This window comes from Streptomyces sp. NPDC051315 (assembly GCF_044455165.1).
Taxonomy (GTDB): domain Bacteria; phylum Actinomycetota; class Actinomycetes; order Streptomycetales; family Streptomycetaceae; genus Streptomyces.
In genome coordinates this window covers 491,224-504,713 of record NZ_JBITEN010000001.1, presented here as the reverse complement: position 1 = coordinate 504,713, position 13,490 = coordinate 491,224, and the positions used below count along the sequence as shown (strand labels likewise).

Here is a 13,490-nt window from a genome sequence, read left to right as displayed (position 1 = left end):
CGTACATACAGGATTGGGTAGCCAGTGGTTCTGAAAACCTTCGGCTGGTCGTTCGCGGTCACCGCGCTCGGCCTCGTCGCGGCGGTTCTCTACGGGGGGTGGACCGCTTTCGGTGTTGTGGCGATCCTCTCCGTCCTCGAGATCTCGCTGTCCTTCGACAACGCAGTGGTCAACGCCGGAATCCTGAAGAAGATGAGTGCCTTCTGGCAGAAGATCTTCCTCACGATCGGCATTCTCATCGCCGTCTTCGGCATGCGACTGGTCTTCCCCGTCGTCATCGTCGCGGTCAGCGCCTCGATGGGCCCGATCGAGGCCGTCGATCTCGCCCTCACCGACAAGGACCGCTACCAGCAGCTGGTCACGGACGCCCATCCGTCGATCGCCGCCTTCGGTGGCATGTTCCTGCTGATGATCTTCCTCGACTTCATCTTCGAGGACCGGGACATCAAGTGGCTGGGCTGGCTGGAGCGGCCGCTCGCCAAGCTCGGCAGGATCGACATGCTGTCGGTCTGCATCGCGCTGATCATCCTGATGATCTCCGCCATGACCTTCGCCACCCACGCCCACCAGCACGGCGGCACGCACGTCGACAAGGCGGAGACGGTCCTCATCTCCGGCATCGCCGGTCTGATCACCTACATGATCGTCGGAGGCCTCTCCGGCTTCTTCGAGGACAAGCTCGAAGAGGAGGAGGAGCGCGAGCACGAGGCCGAGGAGAAGGCCGAGCGCGAGGGCAAGCCCAAGTCGGCGGTCGTCCTGGCCGGCAAGGCCGCCTTCTTCATGTTCCTCTACCTGGAGGTCCTGGACGCGTCCTTCTCCTTCGACGGTGTGATCGGCGCCTTCGCCATCACCAACGACATCGTCCTGATGGCCCTCGGCCTCGGCATCGGCGCCATGTACGTCCGGTCGCTCACGGTCTACCTGGTCCGCCAGGGCACCCTCGACGACTACGTCTACCTGGAGCACGGCGCGCACTACGCCATCGGCGCCCTCGCCCTGATCCTCCTGGTCACCATCCAGTACGAGATCCACGAGCTCATCACCGGCATGATCGGCGTCGTCCTGATCGGCTGGTCCTTCTGGTCCTCCGTGCGCCGCAACCGCGCGCTCGCGGCGGCCGAGGGAAAAGCCGACTCGGACGACAAGACTGAGGTCTCGTCCGGGGTGTGATCAGCTTTCCGATGAGGAACGCTCTGTGCGGGGCGGCCGTCGAGGACGTGTCCTCGGGCCGCCCCGCCGGTCTTTGTCAGCGCAACTGGGGGCGGGAATGGGCTTTTTCGACGGACTGCGGCCCGGCCGGGCCGCCGACTTCGACTCGGGCAACGCGGCGACCAACGCGATCGAGCTGACCAAACGGCACAGCCAGGTCTCCCTCACCAAGCAGGACGCCGCCACGGGGCACCTGCGCATCAACCTGACCTGGCGGATGCGCACGTCCGACATCGGCGGCGCCCACCGGGAGAGCCTGCTGCGCCACCCCTTCAAGGCGCTGCGCCCGCCGGAGGTCATGGGACACAGCCAGAGCATGGTCAACGTCGACCTCGACCTCGGCTGCCTGTACGAGCTGGCCGACGGCACCAAGGGCGTCGTACAGCCGCTGGGCGGACTGCTCGGCGACATCAACGCACCGCCGTACGTGAAGCTCAGCGGGGACGACCGGTTCGGCTCGGGGTCCGGCGAGACGATGTACGTCAACCTCGACCACCGGGACACCATCAAACGCCTCCTGGTGTTCGTCTACATCTACGACCAGACGCCGGCGTTCGACCGTACGCACGCGATCGTCACGCTGTACCCGAGCAACGGGCCGCGCATCGAGATAGGCCTCGACGAGCGGCATCCACAGGCCCGGTCCTGCGCGGTGGTGATGATCGAGAACGTGAAGGGGGAGATGCTGGTGCGGCGCGAGGTGAAGTTCGTGTACGGCTTCCAGGCGGAGCTGGACCGGCTGTACGGGTGGGGACTGCAGTGGGGGCGGGGTTACAAGACGAAGGTGGAGAAGTAGCGCCCGCGCCCGCCCGCCGCCCGTGAGCCGCCGGGTGGCGTGACCAGTACGTCTAGCGGCCGATGAACTGCGGCCCCTGCGGCGGCATGCGGAACTCCTGGGCGGGCGCCCCCGTGGGCTGGGGCGCGTCCGGGTAGCCGTAGCCGTACGTCGGCAGGTTCGCCGGGTAGCCGTAGGACGCGGGGGGCTGCTGCGGGGGAACCGTCGTGGTCGGCTGCTCCGGGGGCAGGGGCTGCGAGAGGCTGGGCGTGGGCTCCGGGGCCTCGGCCCCGGCCTCCTCCGACTCGTCCACCGAGATGCCGAAGTCGGTCGCCAGGCCCTTGAGACCGTTGGAGTAGCCCTCGCCGAGAGCGCGGAACTTCCAGCCCTCCCCGCGGCGGTACAGCTCGCCGCAGATCAGCGCCGTCTCCTCACCCGTCTCCGGACGGATGTCGAAGGTGGCCAGCGGCTCGCCCTCGGCGACCGCCGCGTCGTACAGCAGGATGCTGAGAGAACGTACGCGGTCGAAGGTGACGCCGTCCGCCGAAGCGACCAGGAGAATCTGGCTGACGCCGGGCTCGACACCGGCCAGATCTGTCTGGATCGTATCGGTGAGGCCCTCGGCGCCCCGCTTCTTGCCGAGCCGCCACACCTTCCCGGAGGGGTGCCGGGGCTGGTTGTAGAAGACGAAGTCCTCGTCGGAGCGCACACGACCGTCGGGGCCGAGGATCAGCGCGGAGGCGTCGACGTCCGGGACCCCCTGCCCGGGTGTCCAGCGCAGCACGGCGCGCACCGTGGTGGCCTTCAGCGGGACGTTCGACCCCTTCAGCATCGCGTGCGTCATGCGGCCATCCTGCCTTCTCGGTTCTGCTCACGACAACGCGGGGTACACGGGCTGCACGACGGCCAACCCAGTTGTGCCGGCCCGCGTTACCTGGAATTCATGACCGGTGGGAACCCCTGACACGGGTATCTACGTACTATTACCGGCCACCTCTTGCCGAATCCACCGCCTCACCTTGCGCCACGGGGAGTTTCATGCGTCATTTCGGGCACCTCGACCCCGAGGTGCGGGAGCGCCTCTTCCACCGGGAGCCGTGCGTCTTCGACGCGGACTCCCCCGCCCGTCTGCTCTCCGCGGCCCTGGGCGCCACGCTCTACAGCCCGGCCACCCGGCCCCGGCTGGCCGACGACATCCTCAAGCAGGCCGGGCGTGGCGTGGTGTCCATGGTGCTCTGCCTGGAGGACTCCATCGGTGACGAGGACGTGGCGGAGGGTGAGGAGAACCTCGTCCGGCAGTTCACCGACCTCGCGGGACGTACGGACGCGGAGCCGCCGCTGCTCTTCATCCGGGTCCGCACGCCCGAGCAGATCCCCGACCTGGTCCGGCGTCTCGGGCCCACGGTGCGGCTGCTGAGCGGCTTCGTGTTCCCGAAGTTCACCGAGGAGCGCGGCATCCCGTTCCTGGAGGCGCTGGCGGGCGCCGAGGTGGCGAGCGGGCGGCGGCTGTTCGGCATGCCCGTGCTGGAGACGCCCGAGCTGATGTACCGCGAGTCGCGGGTGGACGCCCTGGAGGGCATAGCCCGCGCGGTCGAGAAGTACCGCAGCCGGGTCCTCGCGCTGCGCCTCGGAGTGACCGACTTCTGCTCCTCGTACGGTCTGCGCCGCGCCCCCGACATGACCGCCTACGACGTGCAGATCGTCGCCTCCGTGATAGCGGACGTGGTGAACATGCTGGGACGGGCCGACGGCAGCGGGTTCACGGTGACCGGGCCGGTGTGGGAGTACTTCCGGGTCCCCGAGCGCATGTTCAAGCCGATGCTGCGGCACAGCCCCTTCCTGGAGGGACAGGCCGTGGAGCTGCGTGAGAAGCTGATCGAGCACGCGATGGACGGGCTGCTGCGCGAGATCTCCCTGGACCACGCCAACGGCCTGCTCGGCAAGACCTGCATCCACCCCTCGCACGTACCGGCGGTGCACGCGCTGTCCGTCGTCAGTCACGAGGAGTACAGCGACGCGGCGGACATCCTGCGGCCGGAACGCGGCGGCGGGGGAGTGCTGAGGTCGGCGTACACGAACAAGATGAACGAGGTGAAGCCGCACCGCGCATGGGCCGAGCGGACCATGCTGCGCGCGGAGGTCTTCGGAGTCGCCCGCGAGGACATCAGCTTCGTCGACCTGCTCGCCGCGGGGCTGCCCGGCTGAACACCTCAGGGCACAGGGCTTCACGACACAGGGCACCACACAGGGCCTCACGACATAGGGACGCATGAACAACGCAGTGAACAACGGGGTCTGGTCAGGGAGTTGGGTCGCCGAGCGGCTCGGGGTCCGGCTCGTGGGCGACGACAGGCTGACGGACCTGCTGGGGCTGGCGCTGCGCCGCAACCCCAAGCGGGCGCACCTGCTCGTCTCCCACGTGCTGGGCAAGCACGTCCCGCAGTCGCCGTCCGTGGTGTACGGCCACGGCTTCGCCCTGGGCCGCCGGGTGCGCGACCTGCTGGGCGAGGAGGCCGGGACGGCGGTCGTCCTCGGGTACGCGGAGACCGCCACCGGGCTCGGCCACTCCGTCGCCGACGGCATCGGCTCGGCCCCCTACCTGCACTCCACCCGCCGCCCGGTGCCGGGCGTGGCCCCGGCCGGCGGCTTCGAGGAGTCCCACTCGCACGCCACGTCCCACCTGCTGCTTCCGGAGGACCCGGCGCTGCTGGTCGGCGACGGCCCGCTGGTCCTGGTCGACGACGAGTTCTCCACCGGCAACACGGTCCTCAACACCATCCGTGACCTCCACGAGCGCTACCCCCGGCGCCGGTACGTCGTGGTCGCCCTGGTCGACATGCGCTCGTCGGCCGACGCGGGCCGCCTGGAGGCGTTCGCCCGCGAGATCGGTGCCCGGGTGGACCTGGTGGCGGCCGCCTCGGGCACGGTGATCCTTCCGGAGGGCGTCCTGGAGAAGGGCCAGGAACTGGTGGCCCGCCACGAGTCGGCCACCGCCGGCGAGGAGGCGGCCGACCGGCCTGTGGGGGCGTCCTGCGCCGACGGCGCGCCGCCCGCGGGCGGCGGGCGGGTCGTCCGGGTCGACCTGTGCTGGCCGCGTGGGCTGCCCGACGGGGGCCGGCACGGGTTCACGCCCCGCCACCGGGCCCGGCTGGAGAGCGCGTTGCCCGCGATGGCGGCCCGGCTCGCCGGGGCGATACCCGAGGGCGCCCGCCGCGTGCTCGTCCTCGGCTTCGAGGAGCTGATGTACGCGCCGCTGCGGCTGGCGCGTGAGCTGGAGCGGGTCGTGGCGGCCGAGGTGCGCTACTCCACCACCACCCGCTCGCCCGTCCTCGCCGTCGACGACCCCGGCTACGCGATACGCAGCCGCATCGTTTTCCCGGCGCACGACGACCCGGCCGACGGCCCCGGCGAGCGCTATGCCTACAACGTCGCGGGCGGAGGCTTCGACGCCGTCGTCGCCGTCGTGGACTCCGTGGCCGACACCGGGGAACTGCACGCCCCGGACGGCCTGCTGTCCCAGCTCACCGCCCACACCCCGCATGTCGTCCTCGCGGTCGTCCCCTCGTACGTCCCCGAGCCGCTGTACGTACCCGAAAGGCCAGCCATGCTGCCCGAGCCCCTCCGCGGTCCCGCCTTCTCCTCGTACGCGCCGCAGGAGGTCGGCTGGCTGCTCCAGGACCTCTCCGAGGTGACGCTGGAGGCGCCGACCGAGGAGCGCGAGGAGGCCATCCAGAGCGGCGGCGCGCACTACGCGGAGTCGCTGCCGGTGGAGTACCAGCCCAGCGAGCAGTACCAGGAGCTGTTCCACGCGGCCCTGGAGACGTCCGCGGCGCGGCTCGCGCAGGCGGTGGGCGTGGTGACGGAGACCGTGATCGCCGAGCGGTCGCCCCGGCCCGTGCTCGTCTCCCTCGCCCGCGCCGGCACCCCGATCGGTGTGCTGATGCGCCGCTGGGCCCAGCACCGGCACGGCCTCGACCTGCCGCACTACGCCGTCTCCATCGTGCGCGGCCGCGGCATCGACGCCAACGCGCTGCGCTGGCTGGCCGACCACCACGACCCGCGCGACGTCGTCTTCGTCGACGGCTGGACCGGCAAGGGCGCCATCACCCGGGAACTGGCCGACGCGATCGAGGAGTTCGAGGCGGCGGGCGGCGCGGCCGGCTTCGACCCGGAGATCGCGGTGCTGGCCGACCCGGGCTCCTGTGTGCGCACGTACGGCACCCGGGAGGACTTCCTCATCCCCTCCGCCTGCCTCAACTCCACCGTGTCGGGCCTGATCTCACGGACGGTGCTGCGCGCCGACCTGGTCGGCCCGGACGACTTCCACGGCGCGAAGTTCTACCGCGAACTCGCCGGCGCGGACCTCTCGAACGTCTTCCTGGACGCCGTCTCCGTCCGCTTCCCGGAGGTGGCGGACGCGGTGGACGGCGCGGTGAAGGAACTGCTGGCGAGCGACCGCACACCGACCTGGGAAGGCTGGGCGGCGGTGGAGCGCATCAGCGAGGAGTACGGCATCCACGACGTGAACCTGGTCAAGCCGGGCGTCGGCGAGACCACGCGCGTGCTGCTGCGCCGGGTGCCCTGGAAGATCCTGGCGCGGGCCGGGGCGGGCGCCGACCTGGACCACGTCCGGCTGCTCGCCGGGCAGAGAGGGGTACCGGTGGAGGAGGTCACGGAGCTGCCGTACACCTGTGTGGGGCTGATCCACCCGCGCTACACGCGCGGTGCGACGGGTGCCGACGGCAAGGCGGTGGCGGTCTGATGCCGGTCCTGGTGGCGAGCGACCTCGACCGGACGCTCATCTACTCCGCGGCGGCCCTCGCGCTGACCATGCCGGACGCGCGGGCGCCCCGGCTGCTGAGTGTGGAGGTGCACGAGAGCCGGCCGCTGTCGTACCTGACGGAGACGGGGGCGCAGCTGCTCACCGAACTCGGGGACGCGGCGGTGTTCGTGCCGACGACCACCCGGACCCGCAAGCAGTACCTGCGGATCAATCTGCCGGGCCCGGCGCCGACGTACGCCATCACCGCGAACGGCGGGCATCTGCTGGTCGACGGCGTCTCCGACCCGGACTGGCACGCGTCCGTGACCGCGCGCCTCGCCGACGAGTGCGCGCCGCTCGCGGAGGTGCAGGCCCATCTGGCGGCCTTCGCCGACCCGGTGTGGCTGCGCAAGCAGCGCATCGCCGAGGACCTGTTCGCCTACCTCGTCGTCGAGCGCGAGCTGCTGCCCGAGGAGTGGGTGAAGGAGCTGGCGGTCTGGGCGGAGAACCGCGGCTGGACGGTGTCCCTGCAGGGCCGCAAGATCTACGCCGTGCCGAAGCCGCTGACCAAGAGCGCGGCCGTGCGCGAGGTGGCCCGCCGCACGGGCGCCGAGCTGACGCTGGCGGCGGGCGACTCCCTCCTCGACGCCGACCTGCTGCTCGCGGCGGACCGGGGCTGGCGGCCCGGGCACGGCGAGCTGGCCGACGCCGCCTGGGCGGCGCCGCACATCACGGCCCTGCCCGAGCGGGGTGTCCTGGCCGGGGAGCGGATCCTGCGGGAGTTCCTGAGGGCCGCCCGCGAGAGATAGCCGCCGCCGGACCGTCCCGTCAGCGGCCCTCGGCGCTCCTGCCGTCAGCCGCAGCAGCCCCCGCCGCAGCAGCCGCCGCCACCGCCCCCGCCGCCCGTCCTGGGCGCGGGGGCGGAAACAGTGCCACCTACAGCTACTGTTGACAGAAGCTTGACCGTGTCGTCGTGGCCGACGGGGCAGGCGGCCGGGGCGGAGGACTCCGCCATGGGACGGCTCAGTTCGAAGGTGTCGCCGCAGGTCCGGCAGCGGTACTCGTAACGAGGCATGACCCCAGGTTAATCCCCGTGCGGCCGGGTGCGAGCCCGGCAGTTTGGACTGTGTTGGCTTCTGTCGATTTCTTATGTGGAGGATTTGCGAAGGGCGCTGGTAATTTGAGGGGGCCGCGATGAACCGCGAGGTCGGGGGGATTCAGGGTTTGCGGCCGTTTTCACGGCAACCATGTCAAACCCTCGTACGTCTGTACGTCTGCCTACGCGAGCAATACCGAGTGCGGAGGGAGGCATCGTGACCCAGGCGGGGCATGGGGAGGAGCCCCAGGAGCCGGAAGCCACCATGCAGTTGAAGGTCCCGGCCGGCTTCAAGGCCGACGAGACCATGCAGCTGCGGGTACCCGAACAGGTCATACCCGAACAGGGCATACCTGAACAGGGTATACCTGGGCAAGGCATATCCGATGAGGTGGAAGGCCGCCGAATACCGGAAACATCCCGTGCTCCGGGAAACCGGCGCAAAGCGCCCCGGCCCTCATTCCGTGACCGTCTCGACCCCCTGCTCGCCGTCCTCGCCCCGCTGACGGCACGCGTCACGCCGTACGTCCGCCGGATGCGGCCGCAGTACCCGCGGCCGGGACACACCGGCTGGCGCCGCTGGATGCCCTCCTGGCGCCAGTGGCTGGGCGGCGTGCTGGCCTCCCTGGGGCTGAGCACCCTCTTCCTGGTCGTCGCCTACGCGGCCACCGACATCCCGGACAACCTCAACACGTACGCCACCCAGCAGGACAACGTGTACTTCTGGGCCGACGGGACGCCCATGGCCCGGACCGGCTGGGTGCAGCGGCAGGCGATGCCGCTGGAGGACATACCCGAGGACGTCCGCTGGGCGGTGCTGGCCGCTGAGAACGAGAGTTTCTACAGCGACCCCGGCATCTCCTTCAAGGGCATCAGCCGCGCCCTGTTCCGCACACTGGGCCAGGGCGACACCCAGGGCGGCTCCACGATCACCCAGCAGTACGTCAAGAACGTGTACCTGAACCAGGACCAGACGGTCCGCCGCAAGTTCACCGAGGCGATGATCGCCCTCAAGCTCGACAACCAGATGAGCAAGGACGAGATCCTCGAGGGCTACCTCAACACCAGCTGGTTCGGCCGCGGCACCTACGGCATCCAGCGCGCCGCCCAGGCCTACTACGGCAAGGACGTCAGCGAGCTCAACGCCAGCGAGGCCGCGTTCCTCGCGGCCCTGCTCAAGGGCGCCGGCCTGTACGACCCGACCCTGAGCAGCGCCAACCGCGAGCGGGTCGTGGAGCGCTGGACGTGGACCCTGGACCGGATGGTCGCCATCGGCAAGCTGTCGAAGGCCGAGCGGGCCACGTACCGGAAGTTCCCGGAGCCGCTGAAGAGCAACCCGCTGTACGACACCGGTGAGCAGAGCGACTACCTGGTCGAACTCGCCTCGCAGTACACCAAGAAGGCCGCGAAGATCTCCGACAAGGACTTCGACCTCGGCGGCTACCAGATCTACACGACCTTCGACCGCGAGCGGGAGGCCCAGCTCACCGACGCCGTCACCAAGGCCCGCGACAAGGCACTGAAGGACGACCCGAAGACCGCGAAGACCGCGCACTACGGGGCCGCCTCGGTGGCCGCCGACGGCCGGATCCTCGCCGTCTACGGCGGCCCCGACCACCGTACGCAGGGCTACAACGAGTCGAACGCCACCACCGTCCCGGCCGGTTCGGCCTTCATGCCGTTCGTGTACGCGGCCGGCCTGGAGCACGGCGTCCACAAGTCCCGCGACGGGGAGGCGACCCCGGTCACCGGCGAGTCGCTCTACAACGGCGACGACGACGTGCCGGTCACCACGCCGGAGGGGCCGTACTGGGACCGCAGCGGCCGGAAGGTGGCCGCCAGCAACGACGGCGACAAGTCCTACGGGCAGATCTCCCTGCACCGGGCGCTGGAGCTGTCGGTGAACACGCCGTTCATGCAACTGGGCATGGACACCGGCCTCGACAAGGTGCGCGCCACCGCCGTGGCGTCCGGACTGCTGTCCTCCAGCATCGGGGCGCGGGTGCCCGCGCTGTCCCTGGGCAGCTCCACACCCAGCGCCATCCGTATGGCCAGCGGCTACTCCACCTTCGCCGCGGCCGGCAAGCACACCGAGCCGTACTCGGTGCGGCAGGTCACCCACAACGGCACGAAGGTCCCGCTGGACCTGCCCACCCCGCGCCGGGCGGTCGGCGCCGACGTGGCCGAGGAGGTCACCTCAGCGCTCACCGACTCCTTCCGGACCGCCCACCCCGACGCCGCGCCCGCCACCGCGAAGGTGGCCGGGAAGGCCGGGACCACGCAGAACGACACCGCCGCCTGGTACGTCGGCACGCACAAGTCCGTCTCGACCGCGGTCGTCGTCTACCGCATCGACCTGGCCAAGAGCCTCGAACCACTGCCGCTGGAGGGCGTCGCCGGCACCGCCGACGACAGCGTCCCCTACGGCATCTGGTCCGGGGCCATGAGCCCGCTCGGCTGACCACCGACCGCCTGGAGAATGAGCCGCACATGAAGTCACCGTCGGGCCGCCGCCGCAAGGCCCCGGAACCGCGCCGCCCCGCCGCCGCCCATCCGGGGTTCCTGACCCTGGCGGCGTTCCTCGTCGTCGCGTCGCTGACGGCGGGGTACCTGGTGCTGAACGGCACGGACGACACCGCGCCGACCGCCTCCTCGGGGGAGCAGAAGAGGGCGGCGGCGACGGCCACCAAGGAGCCGGAGTGGGACGGCAAGACCAAGGTGCTGGGGGACGGCTCCACCTCCTACACCGGCCCGCAGAAGGGCGGGCTGAAGGCCGAGCCGCTCAAACCGGGTGAGAAGCCGCCCCAGTTCGTCGTCTTCTCCTGGGACGGCGCGCTGGCGGGGGACGACGGGCTCTTCGAGCACTACCGCGAGATGGCGAAGCAGTACGACGCCCACATGACGTTCTTCCTCACCGGTATCTACCTGCTGCCCAAGAGCAAGGCCGACCTCTACGCCCCGCCCCAGCACCCCAAGGGCTCGGCGGCGATCAGCTTCCCCACCGACGACCACATCCGCACCACGATCGAGCAACTCGGCAAGGCGTGGGAGGAGGGCAACGAGATCGGCACCCACTTCAACGGCCACTTCTGCGGCGAGAAGGGCGGCGGCGACTGGAGCGTCGAGGAGTGGAAGAGCGAGATCGACCAGTTCTTCGCCTTCGGGGAGAAGTGGAAGACCCACACCGGCTACACCGACATGGACCCGCTGCCCTTCGACTTCAAGAAGGCGGTCGTCGGCGGCCGCGCCCCGTGCCTGGAGGGCCAGGCGAACCTGCTGAAGGCCGCCAAGAGCTACGGCTGGCGCTACGACGCCAGCTCCGCCGGCGACTTCCAGATCTGGCCGACGAAGAAGAACGGCATCTGGGACTTCCCGCTCCAGATGCTGCCGTACGAGGGCGGCAAGTACCAGGGCCTGTCCATGGACTTCAACTTCCTCTACAACCAGTCCGAGGGCGAGACCGAGGGCGACCCGGCGCAGTACCCCCAGTGGCAGCAGGAGACCGTCGACGCCTACATGGCCGGCTTCAACCGCGTGTACTACGGCAGCCGGGCCCCGCTGTTCATCGGCAACCACTTCGAGGAGTGGAACGGCGGCATCTACATGAAGGCCGTCGACGAGGTCATCGAGACCGTCTGCACCAAGAAGGACGTCAAGTGCGTGTCCTTCAAGGAGCTCGCCGACTGGATGGACGTGCAGAAACCCGAGACCCTGGAGCGGCTGCGTACCCTGGACCCGGCCCAGTCGCCGGACTGGTCGACGGTGGTGCAGTGACGCTTCAGTAACGTCCGCGGTTCATGGGCGCATCCCCCTTCACACCAGCCACACATGGCATGCAAGGATGCGCTACCCCGGCATCCCTCCGCCGGGGCAAGAGGGGAAACATCAGTGAAGTCAAGGAAATTGAGCCGTACGCGCCGGCGCGCCGCCATACTCGGAGCGGCCGCCACCTCCCTCGTCGCCGGAGTGGCGCTGCTGCCCAACTGGAGCGCGGGCGCCGCGGTCGTCGACGACCCCACCGTGGACGCCAGGACCAAGGCCACCTTCCAGCGGCTGGCCGACGCGCTCTTCACCGACCGCACGGAGGCCCTGGTCGACGACGGACAGGACGACCGCGAGAAGCCGCTGACCGATGGCTTCTCCGGGGACGTCCGGCTGTCCTCCGGCGCGGCCCGCGGCGAGGACGCCGCCCTGTCCGCGCTGGACCGGCGCAAGGACCGCCTCGCGCAGCTCGGTGAGAAGTACAGCAAGGCCAGTACCCGCGTCACCCTGGACGCCACGCGCGTGAAGGGCCGCAAGGCCACGGTCGCGGTCACCGAGACCACGACCCTGACCTACGCGAAGGTCCGGGGCGACGAGCCGAAGACCACCGGCTTCCAGGCCCACCACGAGCTGACGTTCACCGCCGACCGGCAGGGCGACTGGCAGCTGACCGGCATCCGCGACACCGACGAGGGCCTCGCCGTGAACCAGACGGCCAAGCCGTCCGTCGCGCCCATGGTCGCGACCACCACCAGCACCACGCCCTCGGCGCCCAAGGCGTCGACGTCGTACCCCGGCCCGGCCAACGCGAAGAACTTCACCGCGAGCGGCCTGGACTACAAGGCGATGGCCGCGTACGCGAAGCAGTACTGGTCGAACTACAACCCCGCCTACCCCGACTTCAACGGGCAGGGCGCCGGCGGCGACTGCACCAACTTCGTCAGCCAGTCCCTGAAGGCGGGCGGCTGGAAGCACGTCCCCGGCTACGTGTACGACTACACCAGGTGGTTCGGCAACGCCGACATCCAGTCGCACTCGTTCGTCGGCGTCAACGAGTGGTCCTGGTTCGCCCAGAACTCCAAGCGGACGACCAGCCTCACCAACGTCTACCAGATGGACGTCGGCGACGTGCTCCAGGTGGACTTCGACCGGGACGGCTCGAAGGACCACACGATGATCGTCACGTCCCGCAGCCGGGGCGTGCCGTACCTGACGTACCACTCCACCAACACCTACAGCAGGTCGGTGGCGAGCATCATCGCGTCGTACCCGAACGCCCTGTACTACGCCTACCGCACCTGATCAGGCCGGGAAGTTCCGCCGCCGCTCCTGGTCCGGGTCCCGCTCCTCCGCCAGCTCGGGGTGGCGGGCCCGCCAGTAGGGATTGTCGTGCGGCAGGGCCGATCCGACCCTGCCGTACATCCCGAAGACGAGCAGCAGGATGCCGATCACGAAGCTGAGCATGCAGTTCTGGATCTCGAAGGCCAGGAAGTTGTAGTCCGTCTCCAGCAGGCCCATGTTCAGGAAGCCGCTGAGGATGAACAGGACGCCCAGGGTCATGTTCAGCGTGGACGCGAAGTTCCCGCCGATCACCATGCCCACGAGGAGCAGCAGCCCGACGGCCACCGACAGCCAGCTGAGCGCGCCGTTGGTGTTCAGACCCCAGACGGTGTCGCCGCCCGTGTCGAAGAAGCCGATCCTGTCGAGGATGCCGAAGATCCCGAAGGCGAGCAGCCCGAGGCCCATCAGACCGGCGCCGATCCGGTAGACCGTGTTCAGGCGGTGGTCGACGGGAAGGTGCTGGTCGAACTTGATCCTCCGCCGCTGCTTCGAACGCGCTGCGTGGGTGGCCATCGACGCCTCCCGGTGGATGGGACGTGCGGGCG

11 protein-coding genes are annotated in these 13,490 nt (G+C 69.8%); 8 read left to right on the top strand and 3 right to left on the bottom strand.

Going from position 1 to position 13,490, the window contains the following annotated elements; all coding sequences use genetic code 11:
* Positions 1-24: 24 nt before the first annotated feature.
* The gene (locus ACIBBD_RS02405) at positions 25-1,170 is read left to right on the top strand and encodes a DUF475 domain-containing protein (RefSeq protein WP_399417391.1); all 1,146 of its coding nucleotides are present in this window, start codon (positions 25-27) and stop codon (positions 1,168-1,170) included.
* Between the two features lie 97 nt (positions 1,171-1,267).
* Entirely contained in the window at positions 1,268-2,005 is a 738-nt protein-coding gene (locus ACIBBD_RS02400) for a Tellurium resistance (protein WP_399417390.1), read from the top strand.
* Between the two features lie 52 nt (positions 2,006-2,057).
* Here ACIBBD_RS02400 and ACIBBD_RS02395 read toward each other — a convergent pair whose 3' ends face one another.
* Positions 2,058-2,828, bottom strand: coding sequence for a TerD family protein (locus ACIBBD_RS02395; RefSeq protein WP_399417389.1), 771 nt, complete (start codon positions 2,826-2,828; stop codon positions 2,058-2,060).
* A gap of 194 nt (positions 2,829-3,022) precedes the next feature.
* On the opposite strand from ACIBBD_RS02395, the gene ACIBBD_RS02390 reads away from it, so the two are divergent.
* From ACIBBD_RS02390 to ACIBBD_RS02380, 3 genes are all read left to right on the top strand, one after another.
* On the top strand, positions 3,023-4,189 hold the full coding sequence (locus ACIBBD_RS02390) for an HpcH/HpaI aldolase/citrate lyase family protein (protein ID WP_399417388.1): 1,167 nt from the start codon (positions 3,023-3,025) through the stop codon (positions 4,187-4,189).
* Positions 4,190-4,253: 64 nt separating this feature from the next.
* On the top strand, positions 4,254-6,746 hold the full coding sequence (locus tag ACIBBD_RS02385; RefSeq protein ID WP_399417387.1) for a phosphoribosyltransferase: 2,493 nt from the start codon (positions 4,254-4,256) through the stop codon (positions 6,744-6,746).
* Positions 6,746-7,555: an HAD family hydrolase gene (locus ACIBBD_RS02380; protein WP_399417386.1), complete on the top strand. Its 810-nt coding sequence runs from the start codon at positions 6,746-6,748 to the stop codon at positions 7,553-7,555. The genes ACIBBD_RS02385 and ACIBBD_RS02380 overlap by 1 nt, the downstream gene beginning before the upstream one ends.
* Positions 7,556-7,599: 44 nt before the next feature.
* Here the strand turns inward: ACIBBD_RS02380 and ACIBBD_RS02375 are convergent, their stop codons facing one another.
* A complete protein-coding gene (locus ACIBBD_RS02375) occupies positions 7,600-7,821 on the bottom strand; it encodes a zinc ribbon domain-containing protein (protein ID WP_399417385.1) in 222 nt (73 codons plus the stop codon).
* A gap of 286 nt (positions 7,822-8,107) precedes the next feature.
* On the opposite strand from ACIBBD_RS02375, the gene ACIBBD_RS02370 reads away from it, so the two are divergent.
* From ACIBBD_RS02370 to ACIBBD_RS02360, 3 genes are all read left to right on the top strand, one after another.
* Positions 8,108-10,303: a transglycosylase domain-containing protein gene (locus tag ACIBBD_RS02370; RefSeq protein WP_399417571.1), complete on the top strand. Its 2,196-nt coding sequence runs from the start codon at positions 8,108-8,110 to the stop codon at positions 10,301-10,303.
* A gap of 29 nt (positions 10,304-10,332) precedes the next feature.
* Complete coding sequence (locus ACIBBD_RS02365) at positions 10,333-11,616, top strand: hypothetical protein (RefSeq protein WP_399417384.1); 1,284 nt, start codon at positions 10,333-10,335, stop codon at positions 11,614-11,616.
* A gap of 114 nt (positions 11,617-11,730) precedes the next feature.
* Entirely contained in the window at positions 11,731-12,906 is a 1,176-nt protein-coding gene (locus tag ACIBBD_RS02360; RefSeq protein ID WP_399417383.1) for an amidase domain-containing protein, read from the top strand.
* Here the strand turns inward: ACIBBD_RS02360 and ACIBBD_RS02355 are convergent, their stop codons facing one another.
* A complete protein-coding gene (locus tag ACIBBD_RS02355) occupies positions 12,907-13,458 on the bottom strand; it encodes a DUF4383 domain-containing protein (RefSeq protein WP_399417382.1) in 552 nt (183 codons plus the stop codon).
* Positions 13,459-13,490: the final 32 nt, after the last annotated feature.